This window comes from Xenorhabdus stockiae, from assembly GCF_002632825.1.
Lineage (GTDB): Bacteria > Pseudomonadota > Gammaproteobacteria > Enterobacterales > Enterobacteriaceae > Xenorhabdus > Xenorhabdus stockiae.
This window is the reverse complement of record NZ_NJAJ01000002.1, coordinates 42217-68002: the sequence shown is the minus strand read 5'-3', so window position 1 is coordinate 68002 and position 25786 is coordinate 42217. Positions and strand designations below refer to the sequence as shown.

13 protein-coding genes (1 of these 13 cut by a window edge) are annotated in these 25786 nt (G+C 47.2%); 4 read left to right on the top strand and 9 right to left on the bottom strand.

Annotation, left to right across the window (positions count from 1 at the left end):
• Positions 1 to 20 precede the first annotated feature (20 nt).
• The 3 genes from aspT to Xsto_RS00835 all read right to left on the bottom strand — a co-directional run bounded on the left by aspT (position 21) and on the right by Xsto_RS00835 (position 3517).
• The gene (gene aspT, locus Xsto_RS00845; protein WP_099123808.1) at positions 21 to 1712 is read right to left on the bottom strand and encodes an aspartate-alanine antiporter; all 1692 of its coding nucleotides are present in this window, start codon (positions 1710 to 1712) and stop codon (positions 21 to 23) included.
• A gap of 299 nt (positions 1713 to 2011) precedes the next feature.
• Positions 2012 to 2608, bottom strand: a complete 597-nt coding sequence (locus Xsto_RS00840) for an NADPH-dependent FMN reductase (protein WP_099111700.1) — start codon at positions 2606 to 2608, stop codon at positions 2012 to 2014.
• A 21-nt stretch (positions 2609 to 2629) separates the two neighbouring features.
• On the bottom strand, positions 2630 to 3517 hold the full coding sequence (locus Xsto_RS00835; protein ID WP_099123807.1) for an EamA family transporter: 888 nt from the start codon (positions 3515 to 3517) through the stop codon (positions 2630 to 2632).
• A 222-nt stretch (positions 3518 to 3739) separates the two neighbouring features.
• Between Xsto_RS00835 and Xsto_RS00830 the strand changes: the two genes are divergently transcribed.
• Positions 3740 to 4231: a MarR family winged helix-turn-helix transcriptional regulator gene (locus Xsto_RS00830; protein WP_099123806.1), complete on the top strand. Its 492-nt coding sequence runs from the start codon at positions 3740 to 3742 to the stop codon at positions 4229 to 4231.
• 159 nt (positions 4232 to 4390) lie between these two features.
• Here the strand turns inward: Xsto_RS00830 and Xsto_RS00825 are convergent, their stop codons facing one another.
• The 4 genes from Xsto_RS00825 to Xsto_RS00810 form a co-directional block, all read right to left on the bottom strand.
• On the bottom strand, positions 4391 to 6502 hold the full coding sequence (locus Xsto_RS00825; protein WP_099123805.1) for a TonB-dependent receptor domain-containing protein: 2112 nt from the start codon (positions 6500 to 6502) through the stop codon (positions 4391 to 4393).
• Between the two features lie 248 nt (positions 6503 to 6750).
• Positions 6751 to 7164: a DUF2946 domain-containing protein gene (locus tag Xsto_RS00820; RefSeq protein ID WP_228860611.1), complete on the bottom strand. Its 414-nt coding sequence runs from the start codon at positions 7162 to 7164 to the stop codon at positions 6751 to 6753.
• Positions 7165 to 7246: 82 nt separating this feature from the next.
• On the bottom strand, positions 7247 to 7903 hold the full coding sequence (locus tag Xsto_RS00815) for an ankyrin repeat domain-containing protein (protein ID WP_099111704.1): 657 nt from the start codon (positions 7901 to 7903) through the stop codon (positions 7247 to 7249).
• 223 nt (positions 7904 to 8126) lie between these two features.
• Entirely contained in the window at positions 8127 to 8990 is an 864-nt protein-coding gene (locus Xsto_RS00810) for a LysR family transcriptional regulator (RefSeq protein ID WP_280176237.1), read from the bottom strand.
• Positions 8991 to 9145: 155 nt separating this feature from the next.
• On the opposite strand from Xsto_RS00810, the gene aptA reads away from it, so the two are divergent.
• The 3 genes from aptA (at position 9146) to Xsto_RS00790 (ending at position 11992) form a co-directional block, all read left to right on the top strand.
• Positions 9146 to 10507 (top strand): omega-aminotransferase AptA, encoded by a 1362-nt coding sequence (aptA, locus tag Xsto_RS00805; protein ID WP_099123804.1) that lies wholly within the window; start codon positions 9146 to 9148, stop codon positions 10505 to 10507.
• 104 nt (positions 10508 to 10611) lie between these two features.
• Positions 10612 to 10974, top strand: coding sequence for a nuclear transport factor 2 family protein (locus Xsto_RS00800; RefSeq protein WP_099111707.1), 363 nt, complete (start codon positions 10612 to 10614; stop codon positions 10972 to 10974).
• A 613-nt stretch (positions 10975 to 11587) separates the two neighbouring features.
• Complete coding sequence (locus tag Xsto_RS00790) at positions 11588 to 11992, top strand: ASCH domain-containing protein (protein WP_169926568.1); 405 nt, start codon at positions 11588 to 11590, stop codon at positions 11990 to 11992.
• Here the strand turns inward: Xsto_RS00790 and Xsto_RS00785 are convergent.
• Both Xsto_RS00785 and Xsto_RS21835 read right to left on the bottom strand, forming a co-directional pair.
• A complete protein-coding gene (locus Xsto_RS00785; RefSeq protein ID WP_244590311.1) occupies positions 11970 to 13709 on the bottom strand; it encodes a cyclic peptide export ABC transporter in 1740 nt (579 codons plus the stop codon). The genes Xsto_RS00790 and Xsto_RS00785 overlap by 23 nt on opposite strands.
• On the bottom strand, positions 13658 to 25786 hold the 3' end of the coding sequence (locus Xsto_RS21835; protein ID WP_099123800.1) for a non-ribosomal peptide synthase/polyketide synthase. The gene runs 21948 nt beyond the window's last position; only the last 12129 of its 34077 coding nucleotides appear in the window; its start codon lies beyond the right edge, outside the window; its stop codon occupies positions 13658 to 13660. Before Xsto_RS21835 ends, Xsto_RS00785 begins: the two co-directional genes overlap by 52 nt.

Genomic DNA, 25786 nt, shown 5'->3' with positions numbered 1-25786 from the left:
CTTGTAAAGGTTACATTGGCTTACGCAATAGCAACGATGAGTGGGCCTAATAAAGTCAGGAACACGTTGGCTAAACCATACGTCACAGCAAAAGGTGCTGTTGGTATAGCATTGCCGGCTTTATTGAGAACTTCACCAAAAGCGGGATTGGCGCTTCGGGTTCCCGACAAGGCTCCGGCAAAAATGGCGGCATTGTCATAGCGTAGGAGATAACGTCCGATAAACAGCGTAATCATCAACGGCACAACGGTGACCACCACACCAATAAGAAAAATCGAAATACCGCTTGAGCGAATAGTTTCAACCGCTTGCAGGCCTGATTGCAGTCCTACTACGGCCACAAAACCGGCCAGCCCCAAATCACGAAGGATTGAAGAGGCACCGCTGGGTATATTACCGCTCAGTGGCTTACGCGACTGATACCAGCCAAAAAGCAGACCGGATAGAAGTGCGCCACCGCCACTTCCCAGCGTAAGAGGTACTGAGCCAATACGTACTATTAGCAGGCCGATTAACAGGCCAACGGCAATACCGAGACAGTGAAAAAGCAAATCTGTCTTGATGCTTTTCACCAGAGAAGCGCCGACCAGTGATATCGCTCGCTGAATATCCTGTTCGCTGCCGTACAGCGTTATCACGTCGTTATGCTTGATGACCGTATCATCAGAAAGGGTCAGCATATTTTCTCCACGTTTTATGCTGATGACATAGATACCATGACGTACATCGGGGGCCACCTGAGTGCGGAGTTCTGCAAGCCGCTTATTAATAAAGGCCGGGTTTACCACCAACGCTTCGCTGGTTGTCATTACCATTGATGGCCCGTGCTCGGTCAGCACTTCCTTACCCAGATGCTTAGCCAGAGCGACAATACCTTGTCGGCGCCCGACCAGAAGTAAAACATCATTCTCCATAAGGAGAAGATCCGGCGTAACATGAACTTCTTCTCCTCCACGCTTGAGCCTTTCCAGCGTAACGGGGAATTGTGGGGAAGCTAACGCTTCCAGTTCTGAGACGTGTATATTTTTTGCCGGTCCGGCCTCATAGAGACGGCCCACAATACCCGGTAGAGCAGGCGTCTGGTCTGCAGCTAATAAAGGTGCTCCTTTGAGTAAATCCAGCTCGGCTTTCATCGCATCATCCCGAATGGATCGCCTCATTATTTTGGGCAGGACATTAACGCAGATAATGATGGTACCAAGGGAACCGAAGATGTAAGTCACTGCGTAGCCGACTGCAACGTTGCCTTGCAACTGCTGTATCTGTGCCGGAGCCAGATCAAGCTTAGCAATGGCTGCACCAGCGGTGCCGATGATCGCGGATTGTGTTAATGCACCTGCGGCGATACCCGCAGCGGTACCTTGATCAAGGGAGAAAAGTTTTGCCATGACGACGAGTGTCAACAGCCCACTCACTGCCAGTACCAAAGAAAGTGCGACTTCACGTAGCGTTTGCCGCCCCAGCGAGGAAAAGAATTTAGGCCCGCTATCAAAGCCGACAGCATAAATAAACAGGGCAAATAGGACATTTTTAATTCCGTCGCCGATACTGACACCAACCTGGCTAATCAACACGGCTACAACCAGTGCGCCGGCTACACCACCCAGTTGGAATGCTCCTAGTTTGAACCTCCCCAACCATGTGCCACCAGCCAAAGCGAGAAAAAGTGCAATTTCAGGAGAAAGGCTAAAAAGTTCATGTAACCAGGCCATTAAATTAGCTCCTTTGTTTTCTTAGATAGAAATTAGCAATGGATTACAGAATGACTGGCTTTTAATGTGATAAGCGAAATAATCTAAGCCGCTCCACTAAATTTAGCACATTTGATGCAGTATGAATTTTGATCGCCCGATACGACAAATACAGGGATAAAATAAGAGACAGGGAGCCGGTATTTCATGCCTAAGAATGCGGAGATATAAAACCGGTACTTGGGATGAATAATTGCAGCCAGTAAGGCTGCAACCTGAAAGACGGAAAATATATTTTTAAAACTTATAATACAACTTCCTTACATACCGTACGGATACTGTTGCATTTCATCACCAACAGCGTCGCGCACATGTTTCAAAGCTTCGGCATAAGATTTAAGTAGCTTCAATGTATAGTGAACCCGATTTTCAAAAGCTGTATCACTGCAAACCAATTCAGGAGAAATTAAATTACCAGCCTGACGGAAAATTAAATGATCAGGCAGGAAACAGACATGGTTATTTTTAAAACCAGTCATACGTAGCTCGGAGATAGGATAAACTCCATTTGGACCACTAGAAACACTGGTTAATAATGCGGGCTTATGTCCTAATTCGGTCACAGAGCAATATAACAATAAATTTTTCAGTGCTGGTGGTACCATTCCATGCCATTCAGGAGAGACAAAAATAAAAGCGTCACTGTCTCTTAAATGATGAGCAACTGCCTGCCACGGATGTGATTCTGCTGATATATCGGTTGTATAACCATCATGAAGAGGAAGGTCTACATTACATAATTCAAGAAATTTGATATCAGTAAATCCATATTCACTACTCAATTTCTGTAAATAACGGGCTATACGCTGACTATTAGAATTCTGACGCTGACTACCAGAGATTAAGGTTAACTTCATACGGTACTGCTCCTTTTATTTTTAATTTGCCTTTTTAAGGTTGTAGGATTGTGGAGCTGTCTGGATCTTATTTCTGGGTATAGAAAACCAAACCGCAGTAATAATGATGCAGGCTCCTATAAATTGGAAGAAAGAAAATGTTTGTTTTAAAAAAACAAAGCCAAGTATGCACGCCGATAATGCACTCATAAAACCTAAAAAAGATATTGTGACAACCGGTAGTTTTTCAATTCCCCTAAACCAAATAATGTAAGAAAAGACTGCACCGATAAGACATAAGTAACCATAGCCGAAGATATTAGTTAATGTAATCTGGTGAGGTATTCCCTCAGTTAAAATAGCCACGGGTAGTAACATCATTCCACCTAACATTAATTGCCAGCCAGTGAAGCTTAGTAACGATAAGTTAGTAGGACGGTTCCAATATTTGGTTAAAACAACACCCAATGCCATACAGCCACAACCGGCAAAACCAGCAATAATTCCCTGCCAGTTTAAACGAGTGTTTGCATTGGTTACGAGAAGTGCAATACCTATAATTCCGAGAATTGCTGAAGCGATATACATTTTCGTCAGCGGGGTTTTGAGTAGAAAAGTACTTAGCAGAATAACAAAAATAGGCTGGCATGACATAATCAAAGCGGCTGTTCCACCGGGAAGATACCATGCAGCCATAAAAAGGAAATAAAAAAAGGCACCGATGTTTAATAACCCGAGAATAGCCAGACGGAGCCACCATATTCCCTTCGGAAATGTACGGCAAATTAACAGTAATAAAATTCCGGCAGGTAGTGCTCTGAGAGTTGCGGCAAGTAAAGGGGTATTAGGTGGCAACATTTCAGTAGTAATAACATAAGTACTTCCCCATACAATTGGTGCTAATGCAGTAAGCATAAGATTACGGAGCATTGTAGTTTCCTGTGTTATTTTTCCTTTGTTTACAGTTTCATCTATCGTTTTTCAAGTTGTCGTTTTGTTAGCTTCGCCTTGAAATTCATAGGGTATAGATGCTAAAAATTAACCGCAAACTTCATTTTAAAAAGTATCTTTATGTAAAGATACATTAAAGTGATAGCCTATACAAATTTTATCAAGTATCTTTTCACAAAAATAAATGAATAGGGAAAAAACATGAAGTACGATCACGTTGACCGTTTACTCATACAGTGGGAACAACAACGTCCAGATCTTGACCCGTCACCGATGGGTGTTATCGGACGTTTATGCCGGGCGAATAAAATTATTGAACAGCGACTACAGACTACATTCAAAACCTTTGACCTGAGTGCTATTGAGTTTGATATTCTTGCGACACTACGTCGTCATAATACACCAATCACACCAACCGAAATGTATCAGTCAGTGATGTTAACTTCAGGCGCAATGAGTACCCGTATTGAACATATGGTACAGCGTGGGTTAGTTGAACGTGCGGCTAATGATAAAGATCGACGCAGTTGCAAAGTCTCTTTAACTTCAGAGGGAAGAGCGCTGATTGATAAAGCGGTTGAAAGTCATTTAGAAAACTTAAGAGAGACGCTGAGTGCATTATCGAATGAACAACAAGAGCAATTGGCTATGCTTTTGCGTCATTGGTTGCTAATGAATGAGTCAGATATTTAGGATTAGTCTGATAATTTTCTTTTTTTTAAAAGAATCTTTTTAAAAAAATATTTCTTAATGTGATGTAAAGATAACTTTAGTAAAAAAGTTCATTAAGAAATGAAAAATAAACTTTGCCCCGAATTAATTCAGGGCAAAGTCCGGGAGGTCAGTCAGAGATTAGAATTTCACGTTAAATCTGGCCCAATAAGTGCGGCCCGCTTCGTTAACAGGCGTATTGGCTGAATAACCAAAGCCATCATTTCCTGCACGATTGAGGTGTTCGCTATAGGTTTTATTAAAAATATTGTCAACACCGGCAGTGACCTGCATATTTTTAGTCACCTTATAAGCGGCATTAGCAGAAAAAACGGCAAAACCGGCACTACGCTCAAAATCTCTTCCAGCCACACTACCTTCATTCATCGCAATCTGGTTTTGTTTGCTGACCAGACGCAATAAACCGTTGCTACTCCAGTCGCCATACTCCCAGTTCAGACCAAAGCGGGCTTCCAATGGTGGAGTTTGTGGCAATGGACGATGGTTGGAATTATTTCTCGCCCAGGAATAAGCAAGACTTGCATTGGTTTTCCAATTTTCATTCAGATGATAGCCAACGCCCATTTCTCCACCCAGTATGATGGCATCAATGTTACGAACGTTATCGGCTTTTTGATCGGCATAATGGAACAGAATAAAGTCATCGATTTTACCTGCATAGGTGGAAATCCAGCCTTGCAAATGCTGATCGTTATAATGAGCACCGATATCTAACTGTGTTGTTTTCTCTGTTTTCAGTTGATTGAAAACACGGCCTTTTGACCAGAACAACTCCCAAAAATCAGGGAAGCGCTCAGTATAACCAACACCGGCATAGAACATCACCGGAGCTTCTTTCAGGTTATGTTCATATCGGACAAAACCGGCGGGTAAAGTATCGGTTCGTTCTTCCTGTTTTTCCTCGATTTTTTGAGGATATCTATCCACCAGAACGCGATCTAAACGAGCACCGCCGATTACCTTACTTTGTTCGTCAGCATCCCAGCTCAGTTCGCCAAAAACACCATAATCACGGAAGCGGGCATTTTTTTGTGATGGGTTACGATGCGTATTTGTCTGCATATCCACACCGCTTTGTAATGTGAAATCTTCCCAAAGCCATGTACCCATCATGCGTCCGCCCAGAGTTTTGCGATCGACCTGATGAGACATTTTCATACCATTACCATGCCCACTGTGACTGCCGTGTCCTCCATGACTACCATGATTCATGTGGCTACTTTTCATATGGTCATTTCCGTGTCCCATATGGCTGTCACCATGTCCCATTTTCATTGCTGTAAGGGAAGGGCGGGATAAGTTATCCATTACATGAGTGGTGGCGTTGTAATAAAAATTAGTCTCAAATTTGTCAAATACATCGCCGATATTGGATTTTTCAAAGCGCATTCCCAAACTTTCGCGTTTGAATTTCGAACCATCCATTGCTCGACCAGCATAGCGAGCCTTTCCATCTCCTTGTCCGGCATTTAACTCCAGCAGGGTATTATCATCCGGTGTCCAACCCAATGCTACATCCGTATTCCACTTGTTCCAATGGGAAGGAATGCGATACCCATCACCGTCTTTGTAGTCATTAGAGCGGGATTTATTACCGATAAAGCGCATATAACCATATTGATTGCCGAAACTCAGGTCTGCATTACCATCCCAGCGTCCGTTAGAACCAGCGACTGTGCTGATATTACCTTTAGCATCCGGTTCTGAAAATTGTGGGCGGGAGCGTTCAAAACGAATAGTTCCTGCGGAGTTCCCCGGTCCCCAAAGCACAGTCTGTGGCCCTTTAACCAAACTCAAAACATCATAACTTTCTGGTGAAATATATGAACTTGGGGCGTCCATCCGTGACGGGCAAGAGCCCATAACTTCGCCGTCATCAATCAACATCCGTAAGCGAGAACCAAACATCCCACGGAATACCGGATCTCCGTTAGTTCCACCACTACGCACCTGAGAGAATCCCGGAATGGTTTTCAGGTAATCTGAGCCATCACTAGCGGGAACAGGTTGACGGGGAGTTTTAAGTGAGGAAAAAATATTCAAAGGCGAAACAGCCGGAGCAGTTACGGTAATGACTGATTCACTTTCATAGGCTACATTTCCACGAACTGAGTTTAAATTTTTTGTCTCTTCAGCACTTTCTTTTGTGGCAGCCATACCATTTGGAATAAAGAGTGCGATAGCTAAAGCCGTAGCCAAAGGCGATGCGCGAAACAATTGTGTAGCAGACATGAAAAATATTCCTTAATTAATCACAAATCCTGTTTTTGAATTTGTTTAAAACAATACCGACTTGCCCTGTAAAAATAATTTCAGGCAAGGAAAATAGATGATTTATTTATTCATACACAATGGATTTCAAGATGCATCGCGGCGGCAAGGGAGATCATCCCAGGGAGCATAGATAACTATGTGACTGGGGTGAGCTAGTGCAGCCAACAAAGAGGCAACTTGAAAGACGAAGTGTACAGATAAGCTAATTAATTAAGGGGTGGTGCGCGTGGTTGTGACTCACCATAGAACAGCCGGATAGCCGGGCCAGAAAAGCGGGGTGCTGGTGGTGCCCGGGAAATCGTTAGCGTCAGCAAGATAAAAGGAATAAACGAACCTGACAATAACGGCAGGTTAATCAATAGCTGGCAATAACCACAGGCAATATCATCCATCAGCCCCATATGAACATGATCAACACCATGATGATTCATGCTGTCTGATTGATGGTGACTATTTTGCATATCAGGCATTGGCATACCATGACATGCTTCATTTTTCATACCACCGCGATGATGTTCCAGTGTTTTTGATACCACTGGAGCAATGAACAGCATCAGAATTGCCAATAAGGCAATCCAGGCAGGTGTTCGGCGCTGTGATAGATGAAAAAGTGATAACAAACTATTGATCCGGATCAATACTAACGATTGGGCGCCAATCTTACTGTATTTTTACTGATTTTGTTAAAGAATTTTTCTCTGATTATTTGGCGTTAGCACTTTCCAATAGTTTAATGATGTCTTTATATCCACGTTGACGAGCATGAGTAAGCGCAGTAACCCCGTTTTTATCCGGTATGTTAACATCAGCACCGCCCTTAATTAGCCGATCAATAATGTCGACATAAACTGAAGAGCCATTGCCTAATACGACTGCTTCCATTAACGCCGTCCATCCTAATTTGTTAATGTGATTAGGGTTAACACCAGCATCCAGCAGGATCTGTACAGTTTCAGGATGCCCTTTTTCGGCGGCGGGGATCAGGGCAGTTCCTCCATAACGGTTGGTATCTTTCAGGTTCGCGCCATGATGTAAAGTTGCAATGAGTATTTTATTGTAGCCCTGTGCTCCGGCCAGCAAATAAGGAGTATCGAGCTGTCTATCTTTAGCATTGACATCTGCACCGCTTTGGATAAGGAAAATAGCAATCGCAGCATAATTATGCTGTGTAGCCAGCATGAGAGGAGTGCGCTGTTGCCCGTCACGCTCATCAAGTAAAGTTTGATCATCATTCAATAGGGATTTGACGGTTTCTATATCGTTCCGATTGACAGCATCATGCAAAGGATTTGCATACACGTTGATATTTAACAAACAAAAAAGAAAAGTGAAATAAATTGGAATATATTTAAATTTCATCTTGATATACCTAATTAATGTGAATATGTAGGATTCAGAATTCGAAATCATCATTTGATCGAGAAATGAATATTTTCGTTTTTTAATTGTGCTATATCAGTTCTATATTTAATTTATTCAGAAGTATAAGGATAAGATATTTTACATCAATATAACCCTATCATATTTACATGATATTTTTGATATGTATTTTTAAACCGGCAATATCAATTTTATTAAATGCCTAATATCCTAACTCCTCCAAAAACAACCCAAGAATAGCATTAGTTCGTTTGCCTTTGCGTGTCACGATTGAGATTTTAGAATCATAATAAATTTGCTCAGGCAATAGTGCCTTCATAAAACCTTTCTCTACCCAGATGCGAGCGTAGTGATCCGGAAGAAATCCCACGAACTTACCGGTAAGAATTAAAAATGCGATACCTTCGCGATCAGATGCTGTTGCCGCGTTGTTCAGCAACTTATAGTGATTCATGGCTTCAGTACTTATACGATAGCCGGGAATAACGGCATCCAGTTGATTTAACTGTTCAGTATCAAAGTTATCCGCAAGCAGAAATGCTTCATGTGTATTACTACAATAAAGATATGACCGTTCATTGTAGAGTGGTAAGTAATTTAATCCTGACAATGGTGTGATAAAAGGTAGGGCGCCCACCTGTAATCTTCCATCCAATATACCTCGTTCGATTTCTGTTGGAGTACTCATACTAATATTAATTAGAATATTGTCACTTGCTGAACGCAGGCGTTCCAGCGCGTTAGTAATCCGCATCATTGGTTGTGTGACAAGGTTATTAATAATGCCGATATTAAATTCTCCCCGTAACTGCTTATGTATTTGATTGACATACTGACGAAATTCTTCAATTGACGCCATCATGGTTTCACTGGCTTGCAGAATTTCCCGCCCTTCATCCGTCAGAGAAAAACCAGCGCGACCACGTTGGCATAAGCGCATGCCCAAACGCTTTTCCAAATCCCCCATATGAAGGCTGATTGCTGAACGAGTAATGCCGAGCAGGCTTTCAGCCGCTGAAAAACTGCCACATTCTGCAACGATCTTAAATATACGTAATAATTTCAAATCAAAATCAGTTACTTGCCTAAAGTTTGCAGGTTTCATTTACGTGAGTAAACTCATAACTAATGATTCAATAAATAAGATTTAACTTGAATATCGTTTTATTGCAAACTCACTGTGATGACTTTTTGTTACATTTTCGTGCGAGGAGTTAAAAAATGTCAGATAGCAATACCGTTCAAACCCGTTCCTTCCATGTTAATCCATCCCAAGATCTGAATTTAAAAGCACACTGGATGCCGTTTAGTGCCAATCGTCATTTTCAGCAAGACCCACGCATGATCGTCTCTGCGGATGGCCACTGGCTGACGGATGATAAAGGTCGCCGCATCTACGACAGTTTGTCTGGTTTATGGACTTGCGGAGCCGGGCACTCACGCTCAGAAATTCGCCAGGCCGTTTCTGAACAATTAGGTACATTAGATTACTCACCCGGTTTCCAGCACGCTCATCCACTGTCATTTCGGTTAGCAGATAAAATCACCAGTCTGATGCCCGGTGATTTAAACCATGTATTCTTTACCAATTCAGGTTCTGAATCTGTTGATACAGCAGTAAAAATAGCACGCGCATACTGGCGGATAAAAGGGCAGCCGACTAAAACCAGAATGATTGGCAGAATGCGCGCTTATCACGGTGTTAACATCGGGGGAACAAGTCTTGGCGGTATTGGCGGAAATCGCAAGATGTTCGGTCAGTTGATGGAAGTTGACCATCTGTCACACACCTTACAAAGCAATATGGCATTTACTAAAGGCGTTCCGGCAACTGGCGGCATTGAACTGGCTGATGAACTACTGAAACTGATAGAACTTCATGACGCCAGTAATATCGCCGCAGTTATTGTCGAGCCTATTGCCGGATCTGCCGGTGCGATTGTTCCGCCACAGGGTTATCTGCAACGTTTAAGGGAAATATGTACTCAACATAATATCCTGCTTATTTTTGACGAAGTTATTACCGGATTAGGCCGTTTAGGGCGCTGGACAGGGGCTGAATATTTTGGTGTCACTCCGGATATTCTTACTTTTGCCAAGCAAGTCACAAATGGTGCAATCCCTCTTGGTGGTGCTGTTGTCTCCAGTGAGATCTACGACACATTCATGTCACAACCTCTTCCTGAGCATATGATTGAATTCAGTCATGGCTATACTTATTCTGCTCATCCTGTTGCCTGTGCCGCAGGTCTGGCAACATTAACATTGCTGGAAAAAGACAATCTGATCCAACAATCTGCTGAATTAGCGCCTCATTTTGAAAAAATCCTGCACGAACTCAGGCATTGCCCTAACGTTGTTGATATTCGTAACTGTGGGTTGATTGGCACCATCCAAATTGCACCACGGAATGGCGATGGCGTGATACGTCCTTTTGAAGCTGGAATTGCATTATGGAAAGCCGGTTTTTATGTCCGCTTTGGTGGCGATGGACTCCAATTCGGCCCAATGTTTAATGCTAAACCTGAAGACCTTGACCGGATGTTCAATGCAGTAGGTGATGTTTTGCATCAGGTTAAATAAAGGGAAAGAGTCCTATCCGACTTTATCTATAGAATTTGTAGATTTATTTCAATATACAACTATCAAAAAATTAGCAGGCGAAGGACAACGGAGAGATAAAATACATGAGTGATAACGCAAAGCGTAGTAAATGGGTATACGAATTTTTTGAATTCATTGATAACAGAGAGTTTAATAAAATTTTAAACCTTGTCACCAAAGATGTTGTATATGAACGACCCGGCTATTCTACAATTCAAGGCAAGGAGTCTTTATTTAATTTTTATTCTAAAGAAAGAGTAGTGCTAGAGGGTAAACATACAATAACAAATATAGTCACCGAAGGAAGTTCCTCTGTATTTATCGGTGTTTTCTCTGGCACATTAAAAAATAAGGAGCATATTGAACTTTCGTTTTGTGATTTTTGTCAGTTTGACAATCATTTGTTAAATAAAAGGAAAACCTTTTTCTACTCCCCTCTGATTTAGTTTTTCGGAAATGTCCCACCAATACCCACTTTATAGAACAAGATTTTATAACTTGGTGAGGTGGCTTCCATCTCGTTTCTGACTAATATAAATTTGATGCTAAGCAAAGACCCTGTAACCCATCTGGGCTTTGTTTGGCTTTGTCTCCGGATTCGAGTGAACTAGATCAGGCTATTACGATCAGAACAGTGATATTCATAACCTGCCCAGTAACAAGTCCCCCTCTAAAAACAGAAATACTCATACCGTTCGCCGTATTGCTATCACTTGCTCTGTTTTTTGTTCTGAGTAGTCTTGATGTCTTTTGCAACCTTAATGATATGCTTTGTACCTTTTTTATAGGCGCATGCGTGGGCAATAGCCAGCGCATATAAGTGTTACCATAAAATTGGAGTAAAAGTGCAGCGGGCAGGAGAAGAGGCGTGGGATCATCGCCAACATACTTCTCATTTAGAAAAGCTGTCTTTACTTTTTTCTGGGGGCATTTTGGCTTTAAGTTTACGCAACACAAATATAATTCCTAGATCTTCTTCCTTATGGCAAAGACCTAAGTGAAAATATTGCCGCTAATAGTAGTTGTCACATAATAGTTGTAACGATGGAATCTCATAACATGATGAATATGGTCAAAAACAAATATCCGGCAGCAGAACACTGGAAGTTTGGTGATTCTCCTGAACTACAGGACGTTCTTGCTGAATTAGTCTCCAAAGAAATTAAAACTGCAACCAGCTGTTCATTTTCCTCCTATAAACAGTGTGGCAGCAGTATTTTAATTGGTAATGAATACATTGTATTGAACAGCAAAGATACGCCAGCCTGTGTTGTCAGAGTGATGGCGCTACACCTCATAAAATTCTCAGAAATGACAACTGAACTCGCCTGGAAAGAAGGCGAGGGAGATCGTTCGGTGAAGCACTGGCAACAGGAACATCAATGTTTCTTTGAACGTGAAGGTTCATTTTCACCGGACATGGAAGTTGTTGTCATCGAATTCAAAGTGATTGATGCTCTGTAACGCCATTGTGTATATCAGATGTCTGCCCGGTCAGCTGACCATTTTCCAGCTTGATGCAATGATCGGCTAAATGGAAAAAACGGTCGTCATGAGTAATCGCCAGTACAGCTTTACCGCGTGCCGCCAATTCGGGCAATAGTTCCTGATAAAATACACTTTTAAATAGTGGGTCCTGATCAGCGGCCCACTCATCGAACAGATAGAATGGTCGATCTTCCAAATAAGCAACCACTAAAGCGAGGCGTTTCCGTTGCCCTTGTGAAAGCTCACGAGTTGAAAAACAACCATCCTTAATTTTAACCTTGTGCTCCAAATGTAATTTAGCGAGCAGGGCGTTCGCTCGTGCATCCAGTACTGAATCTGTATCAGTCAAACCTATCAGTGTTTCAAAGAGATGAAAATCCGAGAAAATGGCGGAGAACAGCTGACGATAGTTAGCTCTGTTGCTATCAGTAATCAAATTTCCGTCAACAGTCATTGTGCCGCTTTCCGGTGTATACAGCCCGCTTAACAGTTTGGCCAGTGTCGTTTTCCCACTGCCGTTACCGCCAATCAGAAAAGTGATTTCTCCGCGTTTAAGCGTCATATCGATTGGGCCAAGCTGAAACATATCGTCTTCTTTCTCACGATAATAGCTGTGTGTAATGCCTGACAGTTGCAGTAAATTAGCGTTACCAAATTCGCTGGCAGAAACCTGCTCGTCCAAGTGATCCTGCTCAGTCAGTTCAGACAGAACATAACCGATGCGGTTTAGCGATACGCGAGCCGCATTCAGTGATGGAATACTGTTCAGCAGACTGTCCAGCGGCATCAATATAAACAGAAAGACAATCACGTAACCTGCGATTGTAGTGACTTTCAGTCCCGGTATTACCGCCGGAGCGAAAATAACCAGCCCGAGAAATATATAAAATAGAAGATACATCCAGCCGGCACCAAAGGCATAAACACTGAAAGCACGGATACGATGCTGTCTAACCGCACCAATTTCACGGCCAAGTGAATGGGTGAAGAAAGCCTGAGCGCGTGAAAAATGTAACTTTAGCTCTTTTGCTCCGGTAAATAAGGCATTGAAATGATTAAACAGGCGATCTTGTGACTTACCTGCTGCTTTTAGTGATGCGAGTGCGCTGGTTCCACCGACAGCATAGCCGAGTGAGCCAATCACTATCACCGTTAATACCAGAAAAAACACTGACCATGACAGCCACGCCAGATAGCCCAGACAGCCCAGCACAATGGAACTCTGCGTCACAATATTGGGTAAGGTGAAAAACAACAGTGAAACATTGGTTGTATCATCGGTGATGATAGACTGGGCACGGGAAGCGCCCAGTATTTCTATCTGGCGAAAAGGAGCACGGGTAATACGCTCAGAGATAAACTCACGCATCCTTGCGATGGTATTTTGGCTGAGTCTGGCGAAAATCACCCCGCTCATTATATGACAGACAATTGCCAACACCGCCAGAATACAGAAATATCCGGCGAGTAAGTGATAACTATTACCAGACGTGGTGACTATTCTGTTAACCAATGTGATAAGGAAAACGTTGGAAATGCCATTAACGATACTGGCTAAAATGGCAATGAGCAGGATCCAACGTGAACGATTTAAAAGTGTGAACAAAATCCGGTAAGCCGATTGTTTAATGGTTGGCGTCATCATTTCTGCTCCGGTATCTCGGTCATTAATTTTTCCCGCAGAATTTTCCACAGCAACGTCGCCAGCTGTTTAACCTGAGGATTGGATAGCATAGTCATGTGATTACCGGGCACGATCTCAGTATTTAACTGAGTCACATACTGACGCCAGATATTTTCTCGAGTGGCTATTTCATCAATATTCTCCCCCTGAGCATTAATCAAATAAACGGGGCCGTTATAGCAGTTTTGGGGGGTATAGTTTGAGTTCAGGTTGGCCTGCATAACCTGAACGATACCCTGTAACAAAGATTTCTCTGTATTTTCAGGGAATAGCTCTACATCGATCAAAGCCTGAAGCAAGAGAATGAGCTGTTCGTCTTCTGTCAGATTCTCGAAATCCTGCCTTGTTAGCGTTAATGGCTGAGTCAGCATCATGTTGTAGATATCAATCAGACTCATTAACGTTTCAATCCGGTCGATAACCTTAGGGGGGCTGTTTTTTGAAGTGCTCTCCTGTGGTTCAGGCCCATCGGAATCAATAAGAGTAAGAACCGCAATCTCTTCCCCTTGCTTTTGTAATTGTAATGCGATTTCAAAAGCCAGCCAGCCGCCGTAAGAGTGCCCGAGCAGATAATAGGGGCCATGAGGCTGTGCCTGACGAATTGCCTTAATGTAAGCGCGGGCTGTACCTTCCACACTGATATAAGGCGGAAGGTCTGTATTTATCAGGCCACGAGCCTGCAAAGCGTGGACAGGCAACTGTGGGGGAAGGGCTAATGCCAGCTCAATAAAACTGGAAATACTGGCACCTGCGCCGGGAATACAGAAAAGTGGTGAAACAGAGTCATTGCCATGTTGAATAATGATGTGCGGTGAGTAAGAAGCCGGTAATAAATGCTCAGTCATTGAATCGGCCAGATGGTTTATCCAGGGTGGCTGCATGATGGTGTAATGCCCTCCGCCAATAGGGTGGCGTTCAGAATGTTCACCAACAATATCGTGCCAGCCATGCCAACAGTCGAATCCGTCCGCTAAATCATCGCAGGTATAGAGATGAATGGGTAATGAAGAAGCAGAAATAATATATTTTTTACTAAGTTGCAGGATCAGTTCCTGTGTATTCAAACGGAAGAGAATATCCTCTTTTTTAACGTCCGCAGGCAACCATTGCAGAGCTTCACAATCGCGGAAATGATAAAGATTATCCAAATCATCTCCATCAGGTTGCTCTCTGTAATTATGCAGAGACTGGATAAACAGATTGATATCTTTCTGTCTGTCTGTTTCATGGTCACTGAAATTGTAAGAATCTAAATTGTAAGAATCGATCATGCCAAGGTAATCGATTTTTTCACCATCGCTAACCAATTGCAGGGCTATCTCGTAAGCGATGGTTCCTCCGATGGACCAGCCAGCCAGACGATAAGGGCCATGCGGCTGAACCCGGCGAATAGCATCAATATGGTAAGTGGCAAGTTCCTCAATAGAAGCTGGTGGATTTTCTACTGTGTGTAGGCCCATAGCCTGCAATGTATAAACGGGCAGTTCGGCTGGCAGCAAAGCTGCCAGTCGCGAATACACCAGCGGATCACCTGTGGTTTCGTGTATCAGGAATAATGGCGGTAAATGACCCTGAGGCCTTAAAGGCACCGGATTGGCATCAAGAGGGGAGCTTGGTTTAGCTGACTGACTATTAATCGCCTGAGCCAGATCACATAATATCGGGTAAGAGAATAATGTTGTCAGTGATACCGCCATGCCTTGCTTGCTCATGCAGTTCATTAACCGCACCGCGATAAGCGAATGACCACCCAGCTCAAAGAAATGGTCATGACGGCCGACCCGTTCCAGCCCCAGTAACTCCTGCCAGATTTGTGCCAGCGCAATTTCTAGATCACCTATCGGCGCTTCATAGTCTCGGGTGATCACTGCTGACGCATCCGGCGCAGGCAGCGCCTTGCGGTCGAGCTTACCGTTGGGAGTCAGCGGGAAAGTATCCAGTATCACAAAGGCGTTGGGGATCATGTATTCCGTCAAACGATGAGTCAGTTGCTGACGTAATTCAGCCGGCACCAGTTCAATACCGGAATGTGGGCGGAGATAAGCTACCAAAAGCTCTTCACGCACTATTACCACAGCTTCATTTACACCGGAACACTGGACAAGCTGAGCTTCGATCTCACCCGGTTCAATCCGAAAACCGCGCAGTTTGATCTGAAAATCGTTACGCCCCAGATAGTCGATATTGCCATCTGGTAGCCAGCGCCCTAAATCACCGCTTTTATACATTCTGGCATCAGGCTGCGAGCTGAAAGGATCGGTCACAAACCGCTCTGCGGTCAGTTCAGGCCGGTTCAGGTATCCCCGGGCGACACCCGCCCCTCCGATATAAATCTCGCCAGTGACGCCAAGGGGCACAGGCTGCCCATAATCATCGAGAAGATAAATTCGGGCATTGATTATCGGATGACCGATACTGGGAGATGGCAGTGAATGATCTATCACACAAAAAGTCGTATCAACGGTACATTCTGTTGGGCCGTAAACATTGATAAAACGCGACATTTTTATTTGTTGCAAGCGTGACCATAAGACCGGAGAAATGGCCTCTCCCCCGATTAGAACCTGTTGAGGCTGATAACCTGTATCGGTACCTAACCCCGCATTCAGTAGCCATTGCAGTTGCACGGGAGTGCAATCAAACAGATCCACCGCGTGGTGCGCCAGATAATGCCAAAGCTGTATCCCATTGGCACGAATAGCCTCCGGAATGATGACCAGTGTATGGCCCGCCAGCAATTGCAGCCAGCTCTGTACCGAAGCGTCAAATACAATGCTGGCATTCAGGGCGGTGCGACACGGTGGTGTGATATCGACCATCGATTGCAGCCCGGTATACAGATTGATGACATTGCGGTGAGTCACCATAATTCCTTTGGGCTGTCCGGTGGAGCCGGAGGTATAAATGACATAAGCCAGATGACGTGAATTCAGCCCCAATGTGGTTGTATCGGGATTATGGTCAGGCTGGATATCCAAAAGCGATGTTTGGCTATCAAGCAGCACCGTGGAGATCAGATGGCTGAATAAGCCCGCCAGCTCTGTCTGGGTCAGTAAGGCCACGGGTTCAGAATCAGCCAGCATATAAGCCAGCCGCTCAGATGGATAAGCCGGGTCGAGAGGCACATACGCACCTCCGGCTTTGAGAATTGCCAATATTCCTACCATCATATCTAAGCTGCGTTCAACACAGATAGCTACCCGAACATCCGGTTTGACGCCCAACGTCATCAGGTAATGCGCCAGTTGGTTAGCTTTACGATTGAGGGCATCATAACTCAGGGAATGTTCTTCGAATTGTACGGCAAGGGCATCAGGTGTCCGGGCGACCTGTTGTTCAAACAGCTCATGAATAAGGACATGCTGCGGAAAATCGACCTGTGTGGCGTTGAAATCCACCAGTAATTGCTGACGCTCGGGTGCCGGCAGGATGGATAAGCTGAGTACCGGCTGCTGAACGTCAGCGGTCAGTGCATCAGCCAGCTCACTGAGGGCAGTGTACAGATAATGCACGATTCTGTCCGGCTCAATCCCGTCCACGGTCTGAGCAGTCAGCGTGAAACCGTCCCCATGATCATCCACGGAGAGGGCAATAGGATAGTTCGTCCGCTCCTCAGCCTGCAATACGCGTATGCCTGCCCAACCGGGATTTTCACCCGAGTCTGACGGATTGTGCCGGTAATTAAGCAGGACGCTGAACAGAGGCAAGGGTGGGATCACTCCGCTGCACCGTTGCGCCAGCGCCAACGGCGCCTGTTCATGTTCCAGTAAGGCAGCCAAATCCCGCGACGTGGTCAGCACGGCTTCCCGTACATTCTGAGTGCTCAGGGATATCCTGATCGGCAGGGTATTGATAAACATCCCCATCACCTTATCGGCCCCGGTTGTACCTTGCAGCCGTCCCAACAATACCGTGCCAAATACCACGTCATCACGGCCGCTGGTGTGGGCCAGTACCTGCGCACAGGCCACATGGAACAACACCCCGGGACTAATACCCAGTTGGCGGGCCAGTGTGCGCAGGGTATCAGCCAGCATGCTATCCAGCGGCAAGCGGGCTTCTGTAATAGCCTGCCCGTCGCCCTGTACATTCAGTAAGCCAAACGGGGCGGTGGGTTCATCAATCCCGGCCAGTCGCTGACGGAAGTAATTCTCGTGCACTGAAACGGGTACGCTCAGCGTCTGGGCAATAAAGTTGCGGTACGGCAGTGGCACAGGCAGGGATCCCTCTCGTCCCTGTAAGACTTGTTGGATTTCATCCATGATTAATTCCAGTGTGACATGGTCGCTGACCAGATGATGGAAATTCAGCGTTAACAGCCATTCGTCACTGTCCGGATCATGGGTGGTACTGGCCGCGAACAACGGAGCTTGACTGATATCTAACCGACACGGCATGTTTGCCTGTAATTGTGCCGGGATATTCTCGGCTGATGTAGGAGTGAACGGTATTACAAACAACTTCGCCTGTCGCCAGACCACCTGTACAGGTTGGCTCAACCCTTGCCAGTAAAAAGCCGTCCGCAAAATATCATGGCGATCGATGACCTGTTGCAGAGCCGCAAGGAAAGTATCCAAACGTGAGCGGGTATCAAAAGCCAGTATGCTGTTTGACAGGTAAGCATCGCCACTTTCCTGTAACTGGTGATGGAACAGAATACCTTCCTGTAAAGGGGATAGGGGATAGATATCCTGTACATTGGCGGCACCATCGGGAACAGTGGCAACAATAATATCAATTTCTTCTTGTGACAGCGTCACCAACGGTAGCATATCCGGGGTGATAACCGTGCAACCATCGGGAATACGATTGGCGGGAACAAAAATATCGGAAGTATCCTGTTGTGCGTGTATTGTTTGCGCCATTTCCGAAAGCAATGGAGTTGCAAAAATGCTGCGTACATCCAGTGCGTATCCCCGGCAGCGCAACCGTTCAATCAGGCTGACCGCGATCAACGAATGCCCGCCCAGTTCAAAGAAATGGTCATGACGGCCGACCCGTTCCAGCCCCAGTAACTCCTGCCAGATTTGTGCCAGCGCAATTTCTACATCACCTATCGGCGCTTCATAGTCTCGGGTGATCACTGCTGACGCATCCGGCGCAGGCAGCGCCTTGCGGTCGAGCTTACCGTTCGGCGTTAATGGGAAAGCCTCTAAGATAACAAAGGCACTAGGAAGCATAAATTCCGCCAGATGCTGCATTAATTGCTGACGTAATTCAGCCGGAATCAGTTCAACACCGGGCTGAGGTAAGATATAGGCAATCAGCCGCTTCTGCGCGCCAGCACTTTCTCCTTCACGTGCCAATACTACTGCTTCGTGTACACCGGGACATTGCAATAACTGACTCTCGATTTCTCCCAGTTCAATGCGGAATCCCCTTAGTTTGACCTGAAAATCATTACGGCCTAAGTATTTAATATTACCATTCGGTAACCAGCTACCCAGATCGCCGGTTTTGTACAGACGGGCCTCTGGCTCGGTGGAGAATGGATCGGGCAGAAAACGTTCGGCAGTCAGTTCAGGACGGTTGAGATATCCACGGGCTACACCGATGCCTCCGATATAAATTTCACCGACCACGCCAATAGGGACAGGTTGACCAGAGGGATCGAGAATATAAATTCGGGTATTGGCTATCGGGCTGCCGATAGGCGGTGCTATATCGTCCTGACTATTACACAGATAAGTGGTTGCACAGACCGTAATTTCAGTCGGTCCATAGCCATTGATCATGTTCCGTCCATCAGACCAACGTCTGACTTGCGAAAGCGGGCAGGCTTCGCCAGCTGTGATCAGCGTTTTTAATGTGGTAGGGAGAGTATCCATCGCCGCTAATGCAGTGGGTGACAGCGTCACATGCGTAATGGCATCAGTTTCTAAAGTTCTTAACAGAGCAGCACCGGGCAGGATATCTTCGCGCTCAGCAAGATAGAGACTGGCACCACTCAGCAAAGCCATAAAACATTCTGAAATACAGGCATCAAAGCTGTGTGAAGCAAATTGCAGGACACGGTCGGTTGGTTCTACTACCAAGAGATCCAGATGATACAAGGCTAAATTGCAAAGACTGCGATGTTCAATCATAACGCCCTTCGGTTGACCGGTTGAACCGGAGGTGTAAATCACATAGGCCAGATGGCGTGAGTTAAGCCCACATGCCCGCCGTTCAGGGTTTGTGTCTGGCATATCATCAAGGGCATATAAAACAGGTTCATCAAGCAGGATAGTGGGGAATTGACTCTCCAGTTTTTCCGTCAGGGCGGATTGAGTAAGAAGCACAACAGGAGCAGCATCATTAAGCATATAACTCAGGCGCTCCTGCGGATAGGCCGGATCGAGGGGAACGTAGGCACCACCTGCCTTCAGAATAGCCAATAATCCTACAACCATGTCCGGACTACGCTCAACACAAACGGCAACGCGATCATCCGGTTTTACGCCCAGTTTAATTAAATAATGGGCGAGTTGGTTGGCCCGGCGATTGAGTACGTCATAGCTCAGGTTCTGCTCTTTGAATACGATAGCGGTGGCTATTGGAGTTTGTATCACCTGCTGCTCAAACAGTTCATGGATCAGAGTGGCCTGTGGGAAATCGGTCTGCGTGTCATTGAATCCGACCAATAACTGCTGACGCTCAGGCTCGGGTAAAACAGGTAGTTCCTGCACGAGCTGACTAGGGTCAGTAACCAGCGCGTTAATTAACTCGTTGATCGCAGTCTGCAAGTAATTGACTACTCTCTCAGCATCTATCCCGGTTACAGACTGGGCGACCAAATCGAAATCCTCCCCTGAATCGTCCACCGCAAGGGCCAGGGGATAATTTGTCCTCTCCTCTGATACCAGCAGACGTACGTCTCCCCAAACAGAATTTTCGATAGCATCTGAGGCGTTGTGACGATAGTTAAACAAAACATTAAACAGAGGTATCGGCGGGATGACGTTACTGCAACGCTGGGCCAAAGCTAATGGAGCCTGTTCATGAGTTAACAAAATCGCCAGATCTCTTGCAGTCGCCTGTACTACATCCTGCACACTGCAATTTTTCAGGGATATCCTGACCGGCAGGGTATTGATAAACATCCCCATCACCTGAGCAACGTCAGTTGTGCCTTGCATCCTCCCCAGCAGTACGGTGCCGAACACCACGTCATCACGGCCACTGGTATGAGCCAGCACCTGTGCACAGGCCACATGGAACAGCACGCTCGGACTAACACCTAAACGACGTGCCTGCATCCTCAGGGTATGAGCCAGTGTCTTATCCAGCGATAAACGGGCTTCTGTCACGTCAGCACCATTTCCCTGAACATTGAGCAGGCCAAACGGAGCCGTGGGTTCATCAATCCCGGCCAGCCGTTCCCGGAAGTAATTTTCATGCACCGAAGTGGGTACGCTCAGGGTCTGAGCAATAAAGTTGCGGTACGGCAATGGTGGGGGCAGTGCGTCCGTCTGTTTCTGTACCATTTGTTTCTGTAATAGCTGTTGAATTTCCGCCACTATCAGCGCCAGCGTCATATGGTCGCTGACCAGATGGTGGTAACTCAGAGCCAGCAACCATTCACCACTGTCAGCATCATAAGCCGTACTGACAGCGAACAACGGGGCCTGACTGATATCCATCCTCGGAGCGATATTGGCCCGCAGTTGCGTCGGAAGTGGTTGTGTCGGAATAGGTTGCGCGGGGATATTGTCTGCCGAAGTGGGAATAAGGGGCGTCACAGACAGCTTCGCCTGCCGCCAGACCACTTGTACCGGCTGACTCAGTCCCTGCCAGTAAAACGCCGTGCGCAGAATATCATGGCGGTCGATGACTTGTTGCAGGGCATCAAGGAAAGCCACCTGACTTTCGCGGGTTTTAAAAGCCAGCACACTGTTTAGCAGGTAGGCATCTTCGTGTTCCTGTAACTGATGATGGAACAGGATACCCGCCTGTAACGGGGCCAGCGGGTAGAGATCCTGCACATTGGCATGACCACCGGTCACGGAAGCCGCAATGGTGTCAATGTCAGTCTGTGTGAGCGTCACCAGTGGCAGCATGTCGGGGGTGATACGTGTACAATTATCGGGGATACGGTTCGGTGGAACAACCATATCCGGCGTCTCTTGCCGGGTCTGTATCGCCTGCGCCATCTCCATGAGCAACGGAGTGGCAAAAATACTACGTACCTCCAATGAGTATCCCCGCTGGCGCAGTTGTTCAATCAGATTGACCGCAATCAGCGAATGCCCGCCCAGTTCAAAGAAATGGTCGTAACGACCGACTCGCTCCACTCCTAACAGAGATTGCCAGATTGCCGCCAATGCAATTTCTATATCACCTGTCGGTTCAGCATAGTCTCGGGTGATCACGGCGGATAAATCCGGCGCGGGCAGCGCCTTGCTATCTAGCTTACCGTTGGGAGTCAGCGGGAAGGATTCCATTACCACAAAGGCACTGGGGATCATATATTCCGCCAGACGGGTACGTAGCTGCTCACGCAGACAGCCCGCGTCCAGCGTGATATCCGGCTGTGGCACCAGATAAGCGACTAGCCGTTTTTCGCCGTTATTCTCCTCACTCTCCTCACGGGCTATCACGACGGCCTCCTGTACGCCCGGGCACTGCATCAGGCTTGCTTCTATTTCCCCTAATTCAATGCGGAAACCGCGTAGTTTCACCTGAAAATCATTCCGACCAAGGTATTCGAGATTGCCATCCGGCAGCCACCGGCCCAGATCGCCGGTTTTGTACATGCGCATCCCGGGTTTATCGGAGAACACGTCAGGCAGAAAACGCGCTGAGGTCAGTTCCGGTCGGTTCAGATAACCACGGGCCACGCCTGCACCGGCAACATAGAGTTCGCCCACCACGCCCAGAGGGGCAGGCTGACCATAGGCATCAAGGATATAAATACGTAAATCGTCAAGGGGCTGACCAATCAAACTGCCTCGCTCTGAATAAATATCCGCTTCGGTTAGTTCCCGATAAGTGGCATGTACGGTAATTTCCGTGATGCCATACATATTCACCAGACGCGTCTTCGTGGTGGGATTGCGCTCAACCCACGGTGCCAGAGTGTGCAGCTCTAACGCTTCACCACCAAAGATAATGCAACGCAGGGTGTGTGGCGCATCCGGCATTGTATTCTGCGCGACAATCAGTTGACGGAAGGCGCTGGGCGTCTGGTTCAGAATCGTCACTTGTTCACGGCACAGCAGCGCATATAACTGATGTGGCGAGCGGGCACATTCAGCCGCAATAACGACCAGCCGCCCGCCGTAAGCCAACGCGCCCCATAATTCCCAGACGGAGAAATCAAAGGCAAAAGAGTGGAACAGCGTCCAGATATCGTTGTGATCAAACCGGAACCGCGCCTGTGTTGCTGCCAGCAGGCGAGTGACATTGCTATGTTCGACCATCACGCCTTTTGGTTGCCCCGTGGAGCCGGAGGTATAAATCACATACGCCAGATGGCGTGAAGTGAGTCCCTGCACTGTGGCAACAGGATTGGTTTCCGGCAGATTCGCCAGCGTAGAGAAGGGCAGATCATCAAGTCTGACAGTGGGTAATGCTGAGTTGCCAGTGATTTCGCCCAGTGCAGTTTGTGTCAGCAACACCACCGGTGCCGCATCTTCCAGCATATAAACCAGCCGTTCAGGCGGATAAGCCGGATCAAGGGGCACATACGCCCCACCGGCCTTGAGGATAGCCAATATTCCCACGATCATGTCTAAGCTGCGTTCAACACAGATAGCCACCCGATCATCCGGTTTTACGCCCAATTTAATCAGATAATGGGCCAGTTGGTTAGCCAGACGATTCAGTTCGCCATAACTGAGCGTTTTGGCCTCCCACACCACGGCAATCGCTTCTGGTGTTCGGGCAACCTGTTGTTCAAACAGTTCATGGATAAGAGCATGCTGCGGAAAATCGACCTGTGGAGTGTTGAAATCCACCAGTAACTGCCGGCGTTCTGCTGCCGGCAAAATAGATAAGCTGAGCACCGGTTGCTGAGTGTCCGTGGTCAGCGCATCCGCCAGCTCACTGAGGGTGGTGTACAGATAATGCGCTACTCTATCAGGATCAATCCCGTTCACAGTCTGAGCGATCAGCGTGAAACCGTCTCCGTGATCATCCACAGTGAGGGTGATGGGGTAGTTCGTCCGCTCCTCCGATGCCAACACGCGCATACCTGCCCAGCCGGGATTGTTACCCGCGTCTGACGGGCTGTGCCGGTAATTGAACAGGACACTGAACAGCGGCAGCGGTGGCATAACCCCGCTGCACCTCTGGGCCAGTGCCAGTGGGGCCTGTTCATGCTCCAGTAAGGCCGCCAGATCCCGCGCCGTCACCTGCACGACTTCCCGCACACTGCGATTTTTCAGGGATATTCTGACCGGCAGGGTATTGATAAACATCCCCATGACCTGATCGGCTCCCGTCGTGCCTTGCAGCCGTCCCGACAACACCGTGCCGAACACCACCTCATCACGGCCGCTGGTGTGAGCCAGTACCTGCGCACAGGCCACATGGAACAGCACGCCGGGGCTGATGCCCAACTGGCGCGCCTGCGCACGCAGGGTATCCGCCAGTGCGCTGTTCAGTGGCAAACGGGCTTCGGTAATAGTCTGCCCGTCGCCCTGCACATTCAGTAGGCCGAACGGGGCGGTGGATTCATCAATATCGGCCAGTTGCAGACGAAAATAATCTTCATGCACCGAAGTCGGTACACTCAGGGTCTGAGCAATAAAGTTGCGGTACGGCAGTGGCACAGGCAGGGCTCCCTCTCGTCCCTGTAATAGCTGCTGGATTTCATCCATGATTAATTCCAGTGTGACATGATCGCAGACCAGATGATGGAAGTTCAGTGTTAACAGCCATTCCCCGCTATCGGCATCATAAGCCGTACTGGCGGCAAACAACGGGGCCTGACTGATATCCAGCCGGTGGGCGAGATGTGCCTGTAATTGCGCGGGGATATTTTCCGGCGAGGCGGGAATAAATGCATTCACGTTCACGGAAGCCTGCCGCCAGACCACCTGTACCGGCTGGCTCAGTCCCTGCCAGCAGACCGCCGTGCGCAGGATATCGTGGCGGTCTATCACTTGTTGCAGGGCATCAAGAAAAGCCTCCCGACGTGCTTGGGTATCAAACGCCAGCAGGCTGTTTAACAGGTAAGCATCCCGATCCGTCTGTAACTGGTAATGGAACAGAATACCGGCCTGTAAAGGCGACAGCGGGTAGATATCCTGCACATTGGCATGACCGTTGGTTACGGAGGCCGCAATGGTGTCAATGTCCGTCTGTGACAGCACCACCAATGACAGCATCTCCGGCGTGATATGTGTGCAACCGTCAGGAATAAGGTTGGGCGGCACCCCATCATCCGGTGTATTTTGCCGAACCAGTATCGCCTGTGCCATCTCCGCCAGTATTGGCATTGAGAAAACACTACGTACTTCCAGTACGTATCCCCGACGACGCAACTGCTCAATCAGATTAACGGCAATGAGGGAATGACCGCCCAGTTCAAAGAAATTATCGTAACGACCAACCTGTTCCAGCCCCAGTAATGTCTGCCAGATATCCGCTAATGCGGTTTCCACGTCGCCGATCGGCGCTGCATAGCCGTGTGTTATCACAGCCGACTGATCGGGTTCAGGCAGGGCCTTGCGATCAAGTTTGCCATTCGGGGTCAACGGGAAAACGTCTAACATGACAAAGGCAGTGGGGATCATAAATTCCGCCAGACGGGTACGTAACTGCTCACGCAGACTGGCAGCGTCCAGCGTGATATCCGGTTGTGGCACCACGTAGGCCACCAACCGTTTTTCGCCGTTACTCTCCTCACGGGCGAGCACCACGGCATCCCTGACCCCGTCACAGGCCAGCAGTTGCGCTTCAATTTCCCCCGGTTCAATGCGGAATCCCCGGATCTTGACCTGAAAATCCGCGCGGCCCCGATATTCAAGGTTACCCTCCGGCAACCAGCGGCCTAAATCACCGGTTTTATACAGGCGGGCATCCGGTTGAGTACTGAACGGGTCGGCAACAAAGCGCTCTGCCGTCAGGTCAGAACGATTCAGGTAACCCCGTGCTACACC